Source organism: Maribacter caenipelagi (assembly GCF_004364175.1).
Lineage (GTDB): Bacteria > Bacteroidota > Bacteroidia > Flavobacteriales > Flavobacteriaceae > Maribacter > Maribacter caenipelagi.
The window spans coordinates 100643-120493 of the sequence record NZ_SNZW01000013.1; the positions used below are offsets into that span (position 1 = coordinate 100643).

Genomic DNA, 19851 nt, shown 5'->3' on the forward strand with positions numbered 1-19851 from the left:
CTATGGCATATAGCGAGTATTTGGCAGATAGGGTAAGACCTCGTTTAAAAGGCAAAGGCGAGCTGGAGGAGAAGAAAATGATGGGCGGACTCACTTTTATGGTCAATGGTAAAATGTGTGTGGGTATCATTTACGATAAAAAAAGTAAAGAAGATAAGTTGATGGTGCGTGTAGGTAAATTGAATTATGAAGAACTTCTGAATAAACCAGGTAGCAGACCAATGGATTTTACGGGTAAACCGATTCGTGGTTTTTTATTTGTTGGTCCCGATGGATTCGACGCCGAAGATGATCTTGATTTTTGGGTAGAAAAAGCCTTGGAGTTCAATAGACTTTTGAATCCATAATGTAATGGTTTCAAAATCTGATTCTATGCCCTTTGAAATGATTAAATTTACGGTGTGAAAAACATTTTCCCTTTTCTGGAATGGGTTTCAACCTATAAAAAAGCTTACTTCATAAAAGATTTGTTGGCTGGTCTTACTGTGGGTATCGTATTGGTGCCACAAGGTATGGCGTACGCTATGATTGCAGGGTTGCCACCAGTTCATGGTCTATATGCTTCTTTATTTCCGATACTTACCTATGCACTTTTAGGAACATCACGAAAAATAGCCGTGGGTCCCGTGGCGATGGATTCGTTATTGGTAGCGGTAGGTTTGGGGACGTTGGCAATTACCGGTGTAGAAAACTATATCATAATGGTCGTTTTGCTTACCCTTATGGTAGGTTGCATTCAGTTTTTATTGGGCTTATTACGAATGGGTTTTTTGGTTAATTTTCTTTCCAAACCAGTTATTAGTGGCTTTACATCGGCGGCAGCGATTATCATAGTACTAAGTCAGCTGAAGCACTTATTAGGTATCTCGGTACCTGGTAGCAATAGAATTTATGAGACTATTTTTAATATTTTTTATAAACTAAGTGAAATCAATTGGGTAGATTTTAGCATTGGCATGGTCGGTATCGGTTTGCTATTAGGTTTTAAAAAATGGAATAGAAATATTCCCGGTATTTTGATCATAGTAGTGCTAGGTATTCTTTCTGTTTACTTATTTCAGTTAAATGTTTTTGATATAAAATTAGTGGGTAGTGTACCTAGTGGTCTGCCAACTTTTGTTTTGCCAACTATCGATGTTGATAATATGAAACAATTAACACCTATAGCAATAGCTTTGGCGTTGGTAGGGTATTTAGAGGCAATTTCTATTGGTAAGGCCATTGAAGACAAAACAGGTGAAGATACTATAAATGCAAATCAAGAATTAATTGCAATTGGATCATCTAACATAGTTGGGTCATTCTTTCAAGGTTACCCGGTAACCGCAAGTTTCTCTAGGTCTGCCATAAGTTATGATGCTGGTACAAAGACTAATTTATCAGCCATTTTTAGTGTTATTTTAGTGGTATTGACATTATTGTTTTTGACACCTTTATTTCAGTATTTGCCCAATGCTATTTTGGCAAGTATTATAATGGTATCGGTAGTAAAATTGATTGATATCCCTTATTTTAAACATTTATGGCTCAATCGAAAAGATGAGTTTTTTGTAATGCTGATTACGTTTGTAATTACACTGTTTGTAGGTATTACTCAAGGCATTTTAATTGGAGTACTCTGTTCTTTATTGTTGATGGTGTATAGAACATCTAAACCTCATTTTGTAGAAATAGGTAATATCGGTAATTCCGATTATTATAAAAATGTTATTCGTTTTGCTGATGAGGTGGTTGTGCGTAATGACCTATTAATAGTTCGGTTCGATTCGCAATTGTATTTCGGAAATTCTGCGTATTTTAAGAAGCAGTTATTAAAACATATTAAGGCAAAAGGACCAAAATTAAAAGGGATTATTCTGAATGCAGAATCTATAAATTATATAGATGCCACAGCAGCAGATATGCTAACAAAATTAATACATGATATTCGTGAAAGAGGACTCCAGTTTTATATTGCAGGGGCCATTGGACCAACACGAGATATCATTTTTAATACAGGTATTATTAAAGAACTGCAACGAGAGTTTTTATTCGTAAAAACAAAAGAAGCGGTAAATTTCTTTGATGATCCTAATGAAGTTTCTTTATTGGCTGCAAAAGTAGCTTATGAAAATAGTAGAATGGCTAAAACTAAAACAAGCCTAAATTAAATAAATCTCGTACCTTAAAGGTGAAGAGGTTTTCAAAAAATAAAAAAGTGTAGTATGAATATAGAACAGATATATACAGGTTGTTTGGCTCAGGGAGCTTATTATATTGAGAGTGATGGTGAAGTAGCAATAATAGACCCGTTGAGAGAGGTCAGTCCGTATATAAAAAGGGCTAAAAACGACAATGCAAAGATCAAGTATATATTTGAAACTCATTTTCATGCAGATTTTGTTAGTGGTCATGTCACCTTATCAAAGGAAACTGGTGCGCCGATTATTTATGGACCTACCGCAAACCCATCTTTTGATGCTATCATTGCTGAAGACGGACAAGAATTTAAATTAGGGAAGATTACCTTTAAAGTGCTACATACTCCAGGGCATACTATGGAGAGTACGACCTATTTGCTCAAAGATGAAAATGGTAAAGACCATGCTATATTTTCTGGAGATACCTTGTTTTTAGGTGATGTAGGTAGACCAGATTTAGCACAGAAATCTGCAGATATGACACAAGAACAATTGGCGGGTACTTTGTTCGATAGTTTACGTACTAAAATAATGCCGTTAGCAGATGATATTATTGTATATCCGGCTCATGGTGCAGGTTCTGCATGCGGTAAGAATATGATGAAGGAAACGGTAGATACTTTGGGAAATCAAAAAAATATGAACTATGCCTTAAGGGCAGATATGACTAAAGAAGAGTTTGTCAAAGAAGTTACCGATGGTCTGTTGCCACCGCCTAAATATTTTCCTCTGAACGTAAAGATGAATAAGGAAGGGTATGAAGATATAGAAGATGTACTTGATCGTGGTAATGTTGAGTTGTCTCCCGATGAATTTGAGAAGGCAGCTAACGATACCGAAGCTTTGGTATTAGATGTAAGACATCAAGATGAGTTTGTAAAAGGTCATATACCAAGATCAATATTTATAGGTCTTAATGGTGATTTCGCTCCGTGGGTAGGTGATTTAATTGCCGATACCAAACAACCTTTGTTATTGGTGATACCTGAAGGAAAGGAAGAAGAAGCAATCACCAGATTATCGCGTGTAGGTTTTGATGCTGCAATAGGATATTTAAAGGGCGGAATTGATGCTTGGAAAGAATCAGGAAAAGAAATAGACCAAATAAATTCCATCACGGCATCCGAGGCAAAAACTTTAATAGATAAAGGCAATGCGGTTTTCGATGTTCGTAAAGATGGCGAATACTTAAGCGAGCACTTAGTAGGTGCAATACATACACCACTTAGCGAGTTGAACAAGCATTTATCTGAATTTCCTGAGAATGGAGAGTTTTTAGTGCATTGTGCAGGCGGATACCGTTCTGTAATAGCATCGTCTATTTTAAAGAGCCGTGGCATCCACAATCTAATTGATGTGAAGGGCGGATACGGAGCGCTTAAAAATGAAGATTTACAGAAAACAGATTACGTTTGTCCGACAACATTGTAAATGCATTGGTTTCGTTTGTAATTAGTTTAATATATTTAAGAGATTATAATTAGAACTATGTTGAAAAATTTTATAGAGCGAGTTGGCTTAATGAATATTGTTTTGTTGTTAGTTGTGATTTCTATTATTATCGTATCGGAAGTTCTCTTTTTATCTGGTAAAAAACTAGATGCTATTTTCATAGCTTTTTGGGCACCGACGATTCTTGGTTTTATGAACTACTTAAAGTATAAAAAATAGTGGAATTCGTTCTAATTTATTCAATTGTTATTACTGCCATATTCTTGGTATGGTTACTTTTTGTGATTAGAATGTATAACAAAATGAACGAATAAAGTAATCGCTATTTTTATATAGATACTGCTGAATCCGGATTTTTTCTTAAATAACTTTCTACAATACGCTGGGTTTCTAGCGTATTTTTTTGTGGAGTGATAAACAACTCTAAATCTTCAATTTGTTCTATGGCAACATCGGTAGGTGCGAAGCCATACCCGGCATAATTGTTTTCTCTGATGATTACAAAACCGTTTTCATCTGTGTTTCTACCGTTGGTTCTTATAACAAGGGTAGCTTCCACTTCCTTGATGCTCTGTAAGGCATCTTCTACCCTTTGGTTGTATTCTTGTACCATTTCTAGATCAGAACAAATACCAATGCATTGCTTGATTTTGTAGTGCGAGCATACCGCTACATTTTCTTGCAGATGGCAATACTTAGGGCAAAGCTCAAAAGTGCTACACAGGGTTTCTAAATATTGTCTAGCTTCAGTGGGACTATAGCAAATGGCGACCGGATTCGGAGTCATCTTTATTTTGTTGAACGCAAGATGGATTATTCCGTTTCGATCTTCATATTTGAAAATGCCGTATTGTTGAATAGACCTTTTCTGAGCACTGTTGTATTTAGGGTAGTGGTGTTTAATTTCGGCAGATTCTTTTAATAAGGCAATCAGCTCATTACCGGTCTCTTCAAAATCTAAAGAAGCAGTTTCTGCACACAGCGTAATTTGTTTTGTTTTTTTGTCGTAAAAATGACCAAGCACTCTTTTTTTAATATTCTTGGCTTTACCAATATATATGATTTTTCCCTTACTGTCTTTAAAATAATACACGCCTGCTGTGGTTGGCAGTTTTAGATATTCTTCTTTTGGTAACCCAGGTGGTAAAGTTGCCTCTTGAGATTTTGAATTCAAGAATTGCTTAAAAACGGTGTCGGAATGCTCTGCCCTTAATAATTTATGAAATAATAAAACTGTGGCGTGGGCATCACCCCTCGCTCGATGTCTATCTGTTAGGGGTATACCTAATGCAGCCGTTAATTTTCCTAAACTGTAAGAGTTATATCCGGGTAATAATTTTCTTGATAAACGAACCGTGCATAATTTCTTTCTAGAGAAATCATGACCGAGTAATTTAAATTCGTTTTTGATGACGTTGTAATCGAAATTGACACTGTGAGCAACAAAAATGGTGTCCTTGGTGATTTCTACAATCTGCGGAATTAGTTCTTCTAACAATGGGGCATTACGCACCATATCATCATCTATACCTGTCAGTCCGGTAATAAATGCGGGTATCGCACATTCCGGATTTACCAAAGAAGTGAACTCATCTACCACCTCGTGACCATCATATTTAAAAATGGAAATTTCGGTAATTCTGTTACCTTTTATGCCATTTCCGGTAGTTTCTATGTCAATTATCGTATACAAAAAGAGAAGAATGATTTAGAACTGCAAAGTTAGCAGAAAATGCATTAACAGAAGTGTATCTCTATAGGTTAACATTTGATTAAAGCCATGCTGTACAAAAGGCAACTTAGATGTATTGGCTAATAGGTATCGTTATATTAAATTTCAATACCAAGTAGAATAATATGCGTTATTAAAGAGAAAAGGTTGTGGACTTGCGAAAACGGCTAGATAAGATTTCTAGCTTTTAATAGAATTTGAAATCAGTTGGTATTTATAGATGGTAAATAAGGGGGATAAAAAAAATGTGTATTTCTATTTTACAGAACTTGAATTATCAATAACCGCTACCCCTAAATTGTCGCTGTCAGTGGTATTGTTAGAGATTACTTTTTCAGTGTTATCTCGAACTACATACTCTGAAACTAGGTCATAGTCTTTCCCGCAAGAAGATAAACTTAAAAGAAAAATAAAGGCTGCTATAGGGACGAAAAAGGTTTTGGTAGTATTAAATTTCATGTAATTGGTGATAAAAATTATCCCGCTATTTTATTAGCGCATTTCGAAAATATTTAAACTTTATGCATTAACGATGAAAAGTTTGTTTTATTCGATGAAATGCACTCAAATGTTATTAACAACTCATGTTGATAACAAAAACGCCAAATAATATAAGTGTATTGATTTATGCCGTAAAAGAAATATGGAAGATTTTTCTAGTTAATAAATAAAAAACCAAGCCTTTCATATTCGTTACTGAGATATTTTACCGATTTCGATTAGTAATTGCCATAAAGGGCTTGATCTAGAAAAGGTTCATTGTCTTAAATATGTCACATTTAGTTTTTGCTCTTTTGTTGTGTAGTTTAATTATAAGTAGTGATTGAGATTCGGTTAGTTCGTAATATGTTTTCAGTGATTTTAATTTTCGCTCGCCCAACTTTGCCAATATTTGTAATTCCTCTTTTTGCCTTTGCTTTTTATTTGATATTGAAATCCGTCCCTTTGTTGGAAAGCCGGATTTGTGTAACAAACAAGTCAGTTTACTAAAATAGTATGTACTGATTAATGGCGTGGGTAGGCTTACCTCTAAATAAATACGAAATACCGGGTATATTCTAGTTTGTGATTGGGTGTTATGTTTTATTTTGATAAAAAGGGAATATGAGGTACAGTACAAGTACAACAAACTTCAAAAAACACCGAATTTAAAGTTAGCTTGATGTTAAGGTAAACTACAAATTAATAAATGAATGCATCTTTGCAACGAGTTTAGAATAAGTTTGAGTTAGTTGAATAACCGGTACATCCTCATATGTGTATCGGTTTTTTTTATGTTCTAAATTAAAGATATAATAAAGTGCGAAGTTTTGTTTGAATTATAGTTCAACTCTAATCTGATTGATTTTAAAAACCTGAGTTCTCAGAAGGTTTTGAAAAATCTGAACAATTCTCTCTTGATTCTTTTCAGGAATACGACCACCAATAATCCAATTTTTCTTAACGAACTTGGTGCTTTCTAAATTAAACTCTGACTTCAAAAGTAGTAGAGCTTGATCGCGAGTTTCGTCGTTCATTTTACTGAACATTTGTCTTATATTTTCGGTCATGGTTGGTATTGGTAGAATTCAAAAATAAATAAAAAAGTGTTTCAAATGAGTAATTTCTATTAATAGATACGAGCATGTTGATAACAATTTAATCTTAACTTGACATTAACTTAAATCGAAATCGATTTTTGGATGTCACATTTGTAAACTTTAATTTATCTTGAGTAAAATTGTAACATTTCATTTTACGCCACTTTTTTATAAAAATAATTGATTTATGAGATTTAAAAGACTATCAATAATTTGTTTATTCTTAATTGTGGTGTGCTCTGGTTTTGCTCAAGAGTATAAAATTCATTCTCATAATGATTATAAACAGAATATTCCATTTTGGAAAGCTTTTGGGGCAGAAGTACAGTCTATTGAAGTTGATGTTTTCTATGAAGATGGAGAATTGTTCGTGGCGCATGAAGTAAAAGAAATTAATGAGAACAAAACCCTGCAACGTTTGTATCTAGAACCTTTAAAAGAAGCTTTGTCGTTACAAATGATGACTAATAGGTCGTTACAATTAGTAATAGATGTAAAGACAGATGCCGTTAATTCACTTAATGCTATCGTAAGCATCTTAAAGCAATACCCTACGATTATTAATAATAAGGATGTTAGAATTGTTATTTCAGGTAATAGACCAGACTTGAAAGAGTATGTAAATTATCCTGAATATATTTTATTCGACTATCATAGTGTTGAACCGATTACAGACTTAAAAACACTTGATAAAATAGCAATGGTAAGCGTAAGCTTTAAAAACTTTTCTGAATGGAATGGAAAGGGAAGATTAACGGCAGAAGACTATGCAAGGGTTACAGATGTTATTCATAAAGCACATCAATTAAATAAGCCTTTTCGTTTTTGGGCAACTCCAGATTCTAAATCGGCTTGGAAAGCTTTTGTAAATATGGGAGTAGATTTTATCAATACTGATCAGCCTAATGAGTGCGTAGCTTATGTTTCTACTATAAGCCAACGGGTTGTTCAAAATACCGTTTTTTCAGAAGTGTATCGCCCTACTTTTGCATCTGATAAGGCAAAGCGAAATCCTAAGAATATTATCTTAATGATTGGCGATGGTAATGGCCTCACGCAGATTTCATCAACGGTATTAGCGAATAATGGTGAACTATCGCTTACCCAACTAAAGAGCATCGGTTTTATTAAAACGCAATCTGCCGATGATTTTACCACAGATTCTGCCGGGGCAGGTACTGCAATAGCTACTGGTGAAAAAACGAACAATAGGGCAATTGGCACCAATGCCATGGGAGATAACATTCCGAATATAGTAGAGATTTTATCCAAAAATGGTTTTAATACGGGTGTTATCACAACAGATGAAATTACAGGGGCTACGCCTTCTTCATTTTTTGCACATAGAACAGACCGTGGAATGGTACAGGAAATTGCATCTGATTTGAATTTTTCAGAATTGGAGTTATTTATTTCACAGCATACTTCTGCTGTTCATGGTATTGAAGAGGTAGGGTACCAAATGAAAACCGAAATAAAGGATATTGGTATAAGTATGGAAGAGAAGGTAGGTGCTTGGTTCAATAATACCAAAGATGAAACTTTAGAGTCCTATGTCGAAAGATTGTCGGTAGCTACCAAAAACGGATTGTCTTTCCTTGCGAATAAAAAGGAATCTTTTTTCTTAATGACCGAAGGGGCAAAAATTGATAGCTATGGGCATGAAAATAAAATTGAAGGTGTCATCAACGAGAGTATTTCTTTTGATAAAGCTATAAGCGAAGCTTTAAAATTTGCCGATACAAATAAGAATACTTTGGTCATTATCACTGCAGATCATGAAACGGGAGGGCTAACTATTCCACAAGGTAATGTTGACAAGCATGAAATTGAAGCAGACTTTACTACTCACGACCACACTGGTACTATGGTGCCAATTTTTGCCTACGGCCCAATGTCTTAAGAATTTCAAGGGGTCTATGAAAACAACGAAATATTCTCAAAGCTTCTAAAAGTATTGAATATTACTGTTCAAAAGTAGGTTTTAATCTACTATTTAATCGGCGGCTAATAGAGATCATTTGACCTAATGTTTACAATGTTATAATATCACTTCGATTAATTTATAGGAGATTTGTGAACTATGAAAATGAAGGGTATGGATAGTAGTGTTATTGAAGATTTGGTTTTACGTGTTAAAAAATCAGATCAAAAGGCATTCAATACATTGTTCGAAGTGTTGTGTGAACCCATGTATTCCTATGCCTGTTCCATACTCATGAACGATAGTCTTGCCCAGGATATCGTGCAAGAAATTTGGATAGATTATTGGCAAAAAAGACAAGATTTAGATGTTAAGTTTCTAAAATCTTATTTGTACAAATCTATACGTAATAGGTGCTACAATCATTTAAGGGATCAAAAATTCAATAAAATCCAATTAGAGGTCGCCAATTCGGTTTCTATAGACTCAGAAGTAGATCAGAGTTATGACGTCATTGAATTAGCGACGAAAATTAATAGCGTAGTTTCCAATTTGCCAAAAAGATGCCAGCTAATTTTTAGACTTAGTCGTGTTAATAATATCAACAATAAAGAGATTGCCAATAAATTGGATATTTCTCAACGTTCTGTAGAGAATCAAATTTCTTTTGCCTTGCGTCAATTACGTAAAGAACTTGCAGTGGCAAAAACCTTGTTTTCCTTTCTTTAGTTTCCATATCATTATCTAAAAGTTAAGTGAGAAGTTACTTTGTTAAGTAATCATTAAGCCTATTTTTTTGAGTGTGCGTACTTCATCTATTTCGGTACTTATCATTGAAACGATAGTATAATGACCGAAAAAGAAGTAAAAATACTCATGACCAAGTACCTAAACGGTACTATTTCTACTAAGGAAGAAAAGCTTTTGGAAAAGTTTGACGCTTCTTTAATTCTTAAAAATGAGCATAGTGTTTTTAAAACTGATAATCATAAAAAACGATTAGGTAAAAAATTGTTTAAAAAGATTCGCCAAAAACAAGATGGTAGATCTGTGACCCCATGGTTTAAAATTGCTGCATCTATTGCAATAATTATCAACTTAGGTTTCTTGACGTATTACGGAATCATTAGCCAAGAAAAAGAGCCAATTACCATTACCCAAATAACGGAAACGACGGAATGGGGAAAGAGAATGGATTTCACCTTATCGGATGGAACTAGAATAAAATTGAATTCGGGAAGTACCATTTCATTTCCAGAAAAATTTATTGGCAACACCAGGGAAGTAACATTAATAGGAGAAGCTTTTTTTAATGTTGCCAAGAATCCAGATAAGCCTTTTATTATAAAATCTGGAGATCTATGTACTACGGTTTTAGGTACATCATTCAATATTAATGCCTACCCTAAAAGTGATGACATTTCAGTGACCGTGGCTACGGGTAAAGTGCACATTGGCGCCAAAAAAAGTATGGTATACCTACACCCAAATGAGCAGGGAGTGTTCCATAAAAAATCCGATAGTATATCAAAGAACGATGTAGACACAAACAGTTTGATCAATTGGCAAAAAGGACTTTTAAAATTCAACGATATAACGGTTAAAGAAGCTCTTGGAATTTTAGAGAAGTGGTATGGAGTAAATTTTGTAATACATGATGATCAACCATTTGATTGTCATATAACTGCTTCTTTTGACAACGAAACCCTATCCAATGTTTTAGAAAGTATCACGTATGTAAAAAAAGACTTGTCTTTTAATCCATTAAAAAACAATACCATTCTGATCAAAGGAAAATGCAGAGATAACAACCAATAAATTAAAAAACCAATCTATGATGTAAACTTAAAAAAGAAGACAGCCTGTAACACTTTGGCGAGCTAAAACAGACTGTCGATTATTCAACGATTATTTAAAAAAAACAACCATTAAACATTATGTGAAATTATGAATTTGCTAACTAATAAACAATTTATCAAGTTGACATTCAATACGTTTTGTCTCCTTATAATCATGGCGATGCTGAATCCCATACTTGCAGCTGACCTTAGGGGCCAAAAATTAGAAAATTATAAAGTGGATATTGCCGTAAAAGGCGCATCGGTTTTAGATATTTTAGATGATATCGAAAATCAGACAAATTTTAATTTTGTCTACGATCGCAAAGTAGGTAGGCTTAAGAATACCTACAATATAGCTTATGAAAGCGTGTCTTTAAGATCGGTTTTAGAGCTAATGGCCAAAGATGCCAATTTAACCTTTAGAAGAATTAACAAAACCATTTCTATTACGGTTAAGCCAAAGGTGTATAAGAGAATAGTAGAGGTTGAGTTTCTCACTGTAAATGGTACGGTAACAGATCAAGGCGGTGTTCCTTTGGTGGGTGCAACGGTACTTGAAAAGGGAACTTTGAACGGAGTTACGACAGATTTTGATGGTAACTTCACCATTGATGTTAAGAGCGATGCTGTACTAGAAGTATCGTATTTGGGCTTTACAACTAAAGAAATAGCGCTACATGGTCAAACTACGTTGACCGTTCAGTTAGCGGAAGATGCTACCCAGTTAGATGATGTTGTTGTCGTTGGTTACGGTACTCAAAAACGATCGGATGTTACCGGTTCTATTGCATCGGTAAAGAGCGAAAATTTTAATAAAGGGGTAGTTGCCAATCCTGGTCAGCTATTACAAGGTAAGGTTGCCGGTGTTAACATTACTTCGGTAAGTGGTGAGCCTGGTGCCTCTCAGAATATCGTTATTCGTGGTATCGGTAGTTTTAGATCAGGTACTTCACCTTTGTTCGTTATTGATGGTTTTGTCATTGATAACACTTCCACGGGTGTAGCTTCCAATCCTTTAAATTTCATCAATCCGCAAGATATTGAGTCTATGGATGTATTGAAAGATGCTTCTGCCGCTGCCATATATGGAGCACGTGCTGCAAACGGGGTAATTGTAATCACTACCAAAAAAGGGAAGACCGGTAAAACGGAAATGAATGTTTCGGTCTCAACTGCTTTTGCAACATTGGCAAATAAAATTGATGTGTTTTCTGCGGATGAGTTTAGAACGCAGGTGCCAGCTGTTGGTGGTACTTTGGCCGATGGCGGTGCAAATACCAATTGGCAAGATGAGCTTACACAAACAGGGATATCTAAAAATGTAAACTTTTCTATGAGCGGTGGTGCTTCCGATAAGTTCAATTATTATACTTCAGTTGGGGTTGATGATCAAGAAGGTACGTTTGCAAATAGTTCTTTAAAAAGATATTCTGGTCGTTTAAACTTAAATCAAAAAGCATTGGATGGTAAGTTGAACGTAGATTTTAATCTTTCCGCTACCAGAACATTGAACAATAGACCAGATGCAAGTGCTACGGTTACAGATATGTTAGAGTTGAATCCTACCGTTCCTTTATACACGAATGGAGAACCAACGATATTGGATGATAACAGATTAAACCCGTTGATACGTAACGAAATTTATGCAGACGAATCTAACAGCAATCGTATTCTAGCCAATATTTCCCCATCTGTAGAAATTGTAAAGGGGCTAACGTATAAACTGAGCTTGGGTGTCGATTATTCTTCCACGAATAGAGATCAGCAACGTGCACCTTATGCCTTGTTAGAAGATTTAAATCAAGGGTATTTAAATACATGGATTACTACCAACCAAAATACTCAGGTAGATAATACCTTGACCTATACATTTGAAAAAGGTGATCATGGTGCAACGATTTTAGTTGGTCATTCATACCAAGAAGTATTTTTTCAACAAAAGAAATTTGAGTTGGAAAGTTTTGCTGATAATGACATCGACCCAAGATATCAAGATCAGATCAGTAGTCAAGAGTATCCAACCAGCATGTACTCAACGGCTGAGAAAAATGAGCTGCAGTCTTTCTTTGGTAGGGTAAATTATGATTATCAAGACAGGTATTTGCTAACGGCGACCATGCGTGCAGATGGTTCTTCAAAATTTGGGGAGAACAATAAATACGGATATTTTCCTTCTGTTGCCTTAGGTTGGAATATTAGTAAAGAGAATTTCTTGGCAGAAAGTACAGTTGTTAACAACTTAAAGTTACGTGCTAGCTGGGGGCAAACGGGTAGTCAAGAAGGTATAGATAATAAAGTATCCTTGGCGAGTTATATTGATAGTAAGAGCGACAATGATACCTATCCTTTAGATGATAGTGCCACTACTTTAGATGGTTACCCTTTTGGTACGGTACCTGCAAGAACTGCCAATCCTAATTTAAAATGGGAGGTAGCTACACAAACCAATATCGGTCTTGATTATGGTTTCTTGAACAATAAGATTACAGGTACAATAGATTACTTTAATAAAGTAACTACAGATGTAGTTTTGTTCGCCAATAGAGTAGATCCAATTCAGCCAACCGAGAAAATATGGACCAATCTTGAAGATTTGGAAATACATAACTCCGGTCTTGAATTTGCATTGGATTTTAGAACAATGATCGGTGAAGATTTCTCATTAAATGTTGGTGGTAATGCTACTTTCATAAACAATGAGGTAACAGATTCTCCTTTTGCCATTATTACCACTGGTGCTGCGCAAGGTGGCGGTCAAACCGGTGCTACGATCAATGGTTATTTAAATAATGAAGCTATCGGTACTTTTTACATGAAAGAATTTATCGGTATTGGTGATGATGGTTTAAATCAATTTAGAGATGTTACTGGCGATGGTGAAATTTTAGATGATGATCGTATTGCCGCAGGTAGTGCCTTACCAGATTTCACCTATGCGTTCTATTTGAATTTCGATTATAAGAATTTTGATCTAGGTTTTAACTTCAATGGGGTTTCCGGTAATAAAATTTATAACCATACCGCAATGTCCTCTTTTTCAAAAGGACAATTGAGCAGAAACTTGAATACTACAGATTTTGCTATTCAATTTCCAAACGAAGATGTAAGTAATTCCAACGAGGTTTCAACGAGATATTTGGAAGACGGTGCTTACTTAAAATTGAATAATGCTACGTTGGGATACAATCTTTTGGCAAGTAAAATAGGCTTGGGCGATTATGTGAACGATATACGTTTTACACTTACAGGTCAGAATTTATTCATTATTACAGATTATACGGGTTACAGCCCAGAGGTAAATACAGGTAGTGCAATAGATGATATTCAAACTTTTGGTATTGACCGGTATACTTACCCTAATTCAAGAACCATCTTGTTCGGTTTAAATGTATCCTTTTAACATAAAAAAACTATCAAAATGAAAAATAAACTAATTATATCGTCATTGTTTCTTGTCGCTTTGTTGACATGGAGCTGTACGGATCTAGAAGAAGAATTATTAGATGAATCATTGACCGGTGCCCAGGCAGAAGTTATTAGTGGAGCTATTGCGCCTGCTTACGGCTATATTTCTTGGACTTGGAGGCATACCAACTATTATGGTTTACAGTTAATACCTTCAGATGAAGCTATTTTGCCATATAGAGGAGGAACAGATTGGTTTGATGGTGGTAAGTTCTTGGCGGCACATAGCCATAATTTTACCCCTACAAATGATTTGGTTGCCAGTGGTTGGAATGAGCTTACTACCAATATTTCCAGAACCTTGGCAGCAATTGAAGTGCTGACTCCGTTAGCGGATGAAGGAGATGCAGAAGCTGCAGGGGCTTTGTATGAAATGAAAGCGTTAAGGGCTTATTTGAACATGTTGTTGTTAGACAGTTGGGGTATCGTGCTTAAAAAAGAATCATCTGAAGAACTTTCTGAGGTATTGAGAACCCAAGATGCCATTGATTATATAGAAAGTGAGTTGTTGTCTGTTGTTGATGTAATCAATGATGATAAAGGACCTGGTAGAATGACACGTCCTGCCGTTTACGGATTCTTGGCTAGATTAAATCTTAACGCTGCTGTATACCGTGACCCTTATGGTACGCCTAATTTTACGCAAGCCGATATGGATGCGGTAATAACATATACCAGCAATATCATAGACTCTGGAAGTTTTTCGTTATCTCCGGAGTATTTTGAACTGTTCAATGATGAAAATCATTCAAATCCTGAGTTGATATTTGCATTAGATCAACGTGGGGTATTGACAAGAGAGCATAGCCGTTGGGCATATTGGTCTATTGCAGGATCAATGTTTCCAAGACCGGAGTGGCCTAGTGCCGATGGTACTGACGGACCTGCCATTACTTCAGATTTTTATCAAACATGGGCAGATGCCTATGGCGATGTAGATCCTGCAGAAGCAGATGCGCGTTTCTATCAAAAAAATACCTTGGTGCCAGATGTACAATTGGCAGATTTGGAAGGTCGTGAAAAACTGTTGGAGACAGAGACCGAAGATAGTTTTTACTGTGTGCAAGATGTTGCTTTTGAAATGGACAGAGGTATTCTTCGTGGTATACAGTGGGGACCAAGAAAAGGTGATGATGGTCAGTTTCTTACCTGTGAAGACGGTACAGTTAAAATATTACCTGTAAGACAGGTAAAAGGAAACGGTCCTTCACGAGATATAGGGTATGTAGATCACACTTTAGAAATTGATTTCACTAATGAGGGGTCATTGCATAATACAGGATATAGAGTTTCTAAATATCAATTTAGTCGCACCTCACCAAACGGTAATGGTAACAGTAGTGTTGATTTGGTGTTGATGAGATTGGCTGAGGTATACTTAATGAGAGCGGAAGCTAAATTAAGAAATGGCGATACCGCTGGTGCTTTGGCAGACGTGAATATAGTAAGAACATCTAGAACAGCACGCCCAGAACAAACTCCCGCTCCTTTATCTACTATAGATGCGGATGACTTATTTCGTGAGCGTGGTTTTGAACTGTACTGGGAAGGGTTTAGACGAGGAGATCAAATACGTTTTGGAAAGTATGAAGATAGCTGGACAGAAAAAACGGATACAGATGTAAATCATAGATTATTCCCTATACCGCAAAGTGCCGTTGATGGTGCTTCTGGTATAGACGGATTCTTGGATCAGAATCCAGGATATTAATCAAAAACTAAATATATTTGGAAACGGTAAGAATGTAAGTTCTTGCCGTTTTTATTCTTTAAAGTGGGTAAATACCCCGAGGCTTGCCTCGCCTGTCTTCTTTAAAGTCTGAAAACGTCTTTTAAAAATGCCCCACGGGCTTACCCTAGGGAAATTTACTTCCATAAATAATTATACAATGCGAAAAATTTTAATGTTAATTGTTGTAGTACTGTTACAATGGGCGTGTACCTCACAAACAGCCATAAGTAAAGAAGAAACAAGTGTGTTTACCTCTAAAGAGGAAGCTCCGGTAAATATAATTCTCATGATCGGTGACGGTATGGGTGTTCCTCAAATTTCTACCGCTTTTTATTTTGAAGATCGAACTTCGAATTTTGAACGGTTCAAAAGTATCGGGTTTCATAAATCTTCTTCCACCAGTCATTGGATTACTGATTCTGCTGCTGGTGCTACTGCATTTTCAATTGGAGAGAAAACTTATAAAAGGGCTATAGGTGTTTCGGCAGATACGGTTCCAAAAGAAACGATTTTAGAAAAATTACAGAATAAAGGCTATAAAACAGGACTTATTAGTCTAACATCTTTAACCCATGCCACACCGGCTAGTTTTTATGCCCATGTGAAAGATAGAGATATGCATGAAGAAATAGCCGAGCAATTGGTTGTCTCTAATGTTGATTTTTTTGCAGGTGGTGGAAAGAAATATTTTAACCAGCGTAAGGATGCTAAAAACCTATTTCTAGAATTGGAAAATAGGCAGTACAATATTGATACTTTGGCATTGTCAAAGCCCAATGCATCTACTAAAAATGCATTTATTTTAACCGAGGAAGGATTACCATCAAAAATAGATGGTCGTGGTGATTTTTTGAAAGAGGCTACACAAAACGCACTACAGTACTTTGATCAGGCGAACCAGCCATTTTTTATGATGATAGAGGGGTCTTATATAGATTGGGGAGGTCATGCCGAAAATGCAGAAATGGTAATCTCTGAGGTTAGTGATTTTGATCGAACGCTGGGTGCTGTTTTAGATTTTGTAGAAAGTCATCCTAATACTTTATTAGTGGTTACAGCAGATCATGAAACTGGCGGAGTAAGTGTTGGTAAATTTTATGAAACAGATAAGGAAAGCGGTAAGAAAACAGAGGTGCCACAAAAGGTAGGTGTATATTTTAATACCGATCAACACTCGGGCGAATTAATTCCAGTATTTGCTAAAGGGAAAGGTGCTCATAACTTTCAAGGGATATATGAGAATAGTGAGATTTATCATCACATGATTAAAGTGATTTTGGAGAGTGAATAATGTTCAAGGAAACTAAAATAAATGGTATGGTCTTTATTTTATTAAACTTTTGAGATTTTACTATTTGATATATAACAATCCCCTCAACAAACCAGAGGTTTAACTTATTCTACCACTTTTTATAACCATCTAATAACATTAAAAAAGTTACTAATAGTAAATAAATACTGAATTTCGAAGTAAATATTTACTATTAGTAAACAAATGTTGCGTGTTTAAAATTTCTAAAATAAATATGAACGTACTTCTGAACGGAGCTTTTGCTTCATTCGGACTCTACTTTTGTATGTATGCTTTTAGAAAGCCTTTCTCGGTAGCAACATTCGATGGTCAACTTTTATTCGGTATCGATTATAAGATTCTTCTCATTCTGGCTCAGGTAGTTGGGTATATGCTTTCTAAGTTTATCGGTATTCGGGTGGTTTCGAGTTTAAAAGCACAGCATAGAGTGGCCTACCTAACGGGTATGATACTATTTGCAGAGCTTACACTTGTTTTATTCGGACTATTGCCAAAACCTTATAATTTCATCCTTTTCTTCTTTAACGGACTTTCCCTAGGGATGATTTGGGGAATTACCTTTTCTTATTTAGAAGGTAGAAAAATGACCGAAATTCTAAGTATTATTTTATGCTCAAGTTTTATAGTTTCTAGTGGAGCCGTGAAATCTGTTGGGTTGTGGCTAATGACCACTTATGCTATTTCCGAATTTTGGATGCCGGCGGTAACCGGTGCAATCTTTTTACTTCCGTTTTTTATATGCTTGTATTTTTTGAAAAAATTACCACCGCCAACGACAGAAGATATTAGTCTTAGAAAAAAAAGAAAACCAATGTGTGCGGCAGACCGCAAGCAGGTGTTCAAAAGATTTTCTTTTCCCATTATAATTTTAGTGGTCTTTTATACAGCGCTTACGGCATTGCGAGATTTTAGGGATAATTTTTCTAGGGAATTATGGGACAGTGTAGGCTGTGCCGGTGATGCTTCTATCTATACCTTGGCAGAACTGCCCATTGCATTTTTAGTCTTGTTGGTACTGGGGTTGTTCGGTTTGGTGAAAAATAATTTTAAGGCATTTATAGGTTTTCATTTCTTGTTGATATTGGCAAGTATACTTGTAGGTGTTTCTACCTTTTTATTTCAGCACGGTGCGATGTCTCCCGTATATTGGATGGTGCTCATAGGCTTCGGGCTGTATGCCTGCTATGTTCCTTTCAACTGTATATTTTTCGATAGAATGATAGCAACATTTAAAATTAAAGGTAACGCTGGCTACCTTATTTATATTGCTGATTCTTTCGGCTATTTGGGTAGTATGACTGTGTTGCTCTATAAAAACTTTGGACAACCCAACAGTTCATGGCTTCAGTTTTTTGTAAATGCTACCTACAGTATTGCATTTTTGGGTGTTGGTGTTTCCGTAGTGTCAATGTTTTATTTTCAAAAGAAATACAAGCAAGATAATTCTAGTTTCCATTTTAAAATACCTATTGTTAATGGCAGATATTGAGTATGATTTAGTTGTAGTTGGTGGTGGAGTATTAGGTACTTTCCATGCCTATCACGCTATGAAAAAAGGATTAAAAGTGGCTTTGCTCGAAAAAGATGCCATGCCCAAAGGGGCAACCGTTCGAAATTTTGGGCAGGTAGTACCATCTGGGATGAATACCAAATGGCAGCAGTACGGGCGTAAAAGTTTAAAGATTTATAAGAAGATTCACGCCAAATTCGATATCTCGGTACGTCAAGAAGGTTCTATTTATTTGGCTTCCAACGAGGAGGAAGTTCAGCTTATAGAAGAGTTAAAGGAAATAAATCGTGCCAATGATTACACATCCATACTATTTACAAAGACGGAATGTCTTAGAAAATATCCAGGACTAAACGACCAATATGTAAAAGCTGGCTTATTTTTTCCGGAGGAAATTACCGTAGAACCCCGTACTATGATCGGTCGTGTACATAAGTATTTAAAGAAAAAGGGTGTCAGTATTTTTTACAAAGCCAAAGTAATAGAATGTAACGCTCTAAATAACGAGGTAAGTACTCAATTGGCCAATGGTAGAATGCTGTTGTCTTCTAAAGTGATTATCTGTAATGGGAGTGATTTTAAAACCTTGTATCCAGAGATGTTCGCTACCAGCGATTTAGAAATTTCTAAGTTGCAAATGATGAAGACGAAATCACAGGGCGATTATAAAATTAGTGGTTCTATTTTAACGGGACTTTCCATAAGAAGATATGAGGCTTTTGCCGAATGCCCGTCATATTTAAAGATCAAATCCAAAGAACCATTGGATAGCTTAGAGAAAAAATGGGGTGTTCACATTTTATTCAAACAAGCTATGGATGGGGGTGTAATTTTGGGAGATTCTCACGAATATGCGGATGCGGATAATATAGATGATCTTGGGTTTGACCTTAATATGGATATTGATAATCTAATGTTGTCAAAAGCTAAAGAAATTTTTAGCTTACCTACTTATGAAATAGAACAACGCTGGTTCGGTATGTATTCGCAATGTAAAAACGCCGATATTTATGAGCGTACCATTGACAGGAATATACATATCATAACCGGTATTGGCGGCAAGGGAATGACGGGCAGTGCCGGTTTTTCAAAACATAACATTCAACAACTTTTTAATATTTAA

14 protein-coding genes are annotated in these 19851 nt (G+C 35.7%); 11 read left to right on the plus strand and 3 right to left on the minus strand.

The genetic code is table 11. The annotated features are described in order from the left end of the window. Positions 1 to 2 precede the first annotated feature (2 nt). From DFQ03_RS05365 to DFQ03_RS05375, 3 genes are read left to right on the plus strand one after another with little or no spacing between them, the layout of a single operon-like run. Positions 3 to 347, plus strand: coding sequence for a TfoX/Sxy family protein (locus DFQ03_RS05365; protein WP_133672141.1), 345 nt, complete (start codon positions 3 to 5; stop codon positions 345 to 347). Positions 348 to 401: 54 nt separating this feature from the next. Next, positions 402 to 2150, plus strand: a complete 1749-nt coding sequence (locus tag DFQ03_RS05370; RefSeq protein WP_133672143.1) for a SulP family inorganic anion transporter — start codon at positions 402 to 404, stop codon at positions 2148 to 2150. A 54-nt stretch (positions 2151 to 2204) separates the two neighbouring features. Further along, positions 2205 to 3611 carry an MBL fold metallo-hydrolase gene (locus tag DFQ03_RS05375; protein ID WP_133672145.1) on the plus strand — a complete coding sequence of 469 codons (1407 nt, stop codon included), beginning with the start codon at positions 2205 to 2207 and terminating at the stop codon, positions 3609 to 3611. Positions 3612 to 3960: 349 nt separating this feature from the next. Here DFQ03_RS05375 and DFQ03_RS05385 read toward each other — a convergent pair whose 3' ends face one another. The 3 genes from DFQ03_RS05385 to DFQ03_RS05395 form a co-directional block, all read right to left on the minus strand. Further along, entirely contained in the window at positions 3961 to 5325 is a 1365-nt protein-coding gene (locus tag DFQ03_RS05385; protein ID WP_133672149.1) for an exonuclease domain-containing protein, read from the minus strand. A 294-nt stretch (positions 5326 to 5619) separates the two neighbouring features. After that, positions 5620 to 5823, minus strand: coding sequence for a hypothetical protein (locus DFQ03_RS05390; RefSeq protein ID WP_133672150.1), 204 nt, complete (start codon positions 5821 to 5823; stop codon positions 5620 to 5622). 860 nt (positions 5824 to 6683) lie between these two features. Then, complete coding sequence (locus DFQ03_RS05395; RefSeq protein ID WP_133672152.1) at positions 6684 to 6914, minus strand: hypothetical protein; 231 nt, start codon at positions 6912 to 6914, stop codon at positions 6684 to 6686. 217 nt (positions 6915 to 7131) lie between these two features. Between DFQ03_RS05395 and DFQ03_RS05400 the strand changes: the two genes are divergently transcribed. From DFQ03_RS05400 to DFQ03_RS05435, 8 genes are all read left to right on the plus strand, one after another. Then, positions 7132 to 8847 (plus strand): alkaline phosphatase, encoded by a 1716-nt coding sequence (locus DFQ03_RS05400; protein WP_208295892.1) that lies wholly within the window; start codon positions 7132 to 7134, stop codon positions 8845 to 8847. A 195-nt stretch (positions 8848 to 9042) separates the two neighbouring features. Then, on the plus strand, positions 9043 to 9597 hold the full coding sequence (locus DFQ03_RS05405) for an RNA polymerase sigma-70 factor (RefSeq protein WP_166637437.1): 555 nt from the start codon (positions 9043 to 9045) through the stop codon (positions 9595 to 9597). 120 nt (positions 9598 to 9717) lie between these two features. Next, positions 9718 to 10686, plus strand: coding sequence for a FecR family protein (locus DFQ03_RS05410; RefSeq protein WP_133672156.1), 969 nt, complete (start codon positions 9718 to 9720; stop codon positions 10684 to 10686). A 201-nt stretch (positions 10687 to 10887) separates the two neighbouring features. Next, entirely contained in the window at positions 10888 to 14109 is a 3222-nt protein-coding gene (locus DFQ03_RS05415) for a SusC/RagA family TonB-linked outer membrane protein (RefSeq protein WP_243834426.1), read from the plus strand. 18 nt (positions 14110 to 14127) lie between these two features. Then, positions 14128 to 15885 carry a RagB/SusD family nutrient uptake outer membrane protein gene (locus DFQ03_RS05420; protein ID WP_133672159.1) on the plus strand — a complete coding sequence of 586 codons (1758 nt, stop codon included), beginning with the start codon at positions 14128 to 14130 and terminating at the stop codon, positions 15883 to 15885. A gap of 178 nt (positions 15886 to 16063) precedes the next feature. Next, on the plus strand, positions 16064 to 17197 hold the full coding sequence (locus DFQ03_RS05425) for an alkaline phosphatase (RefSeq protein WP_133672161.1): 1134 nt from the start codon (positions 16064 to 16066) through the stop codon (positions 17195 to 17197). Between the two features lie 235 nt (positions 17198 to 17432). Beyond that, positions 17433 to 18707, plus strand: a complete 1275-nt coding sequence (locus DFQ03_RS05430) for a DUF5690 family protein (protein WP_133672163.1) — start codon at positions 17433 to 17435, stop codon at positions 18705 to 18707. Beyond that, positions 18694 to 19851, plus strand: coding sequence for a TIGR03364 family FAD-dependent oxidoreductase (locus tag DFQ03_RS05435; RefSeq protein ID WP_133672165.1), 1158 nt, complete (start codon positions 18694 to 18696; stop codon positions 19849 to 19851). The genes DFQ03_RS05430 and DFQ03_RS05435 overlap by 14 nt, the downstream gene beginning before the upstream one ends.

Excerpts from the sequence above, each read along its gene's own strand:
- DFQ03_RS05365 (WP_133672141.1), top strand. The coding sequence starts at position 3 with ATGGCATATAGCGAGTATTTGGCAGATAGGGTAAGACCTCGTTTAAAA.
- DFQ03_RS05375 (WP_133672145.1), top strand. The coding sequence starts at position 2,205 with ATGAATATAGAACAGATATATACAGGTTGTTTGGCTCAGGGAGCTTAT.
- DFQ03_RS05390 (WP_133672150.1), bottom strand. The coding sequence starts at position 5,823 with ATGAAATTTAATACTACCAAAACCTTTTTCGTCCCTATAGCAGCCTTT.
- DFQ03_RS05395 (WP_133672152.1), bottom strand. The coding sequence starts at position 6,914 with ATGACCGAAAATATAAGACAAATGTTCAGTAAAATGAACGACGAAACT.
- DFQ03_RS05400 (WP_208295892.1), top strand. The coding sequence starts at position 7,132 with ATGAGATTTAAAAGACTATCAATAATTTGTTTATTCTTAATTGTGGTG.
- DFQ03_RS05405 (WP_166637437.1), top strand. The coding sequence starts at position 9,043 with ATGGATAGTAGTGTTATTGAAGATTTGGTTTTACGTGTTAAAAAATCA.
- DFQ03_RS05410 (WP_133672156.1), top strand. The coding sequence starts at position 9,718 with ATGACCGAAAAAGAAGTAAAAATACTCATGACCAAGTACCTAAACGGT.
- DFQ03_RS05415 (WP_243834426.1), top strand. The coding sequence starts at position 10,888 with ATGCTGAATCCCATACTTGCAGCTGACCTTAGGGGCCAAAAATTAGAA.
- DFQ03_RS05420 (WP_133672159.1), top strand. The coding sequence starts at position 14,128 with ATGAAAAATAAACTAATTATATCGTCATTGTTTCTTGTCGCTTTGTTG.
- DFQ03_RS05425 (WP_133672161.1), top strand. The coding sequence starts at position 16,064 with ATGCGAAAAATTTTAATGTTAATTGTTGTAGTACTGTTACAATGGGCG.
- DFQ03_RS05430 (WP_133672163.1), top strand. The coding sequence starts at position 17,433 with ATGAACGTACTTCTGAACGGAGCTTTTGCTTCATTCGGACTCTACTTT.
- DFQ03_RS05435 (WP_133672165.1), top strand. The coding sequence starts at position 18,694 with ATGGCAGATATTGAGTATGATTTAGTTGTAGTTGGTGGTGGAGTATTA.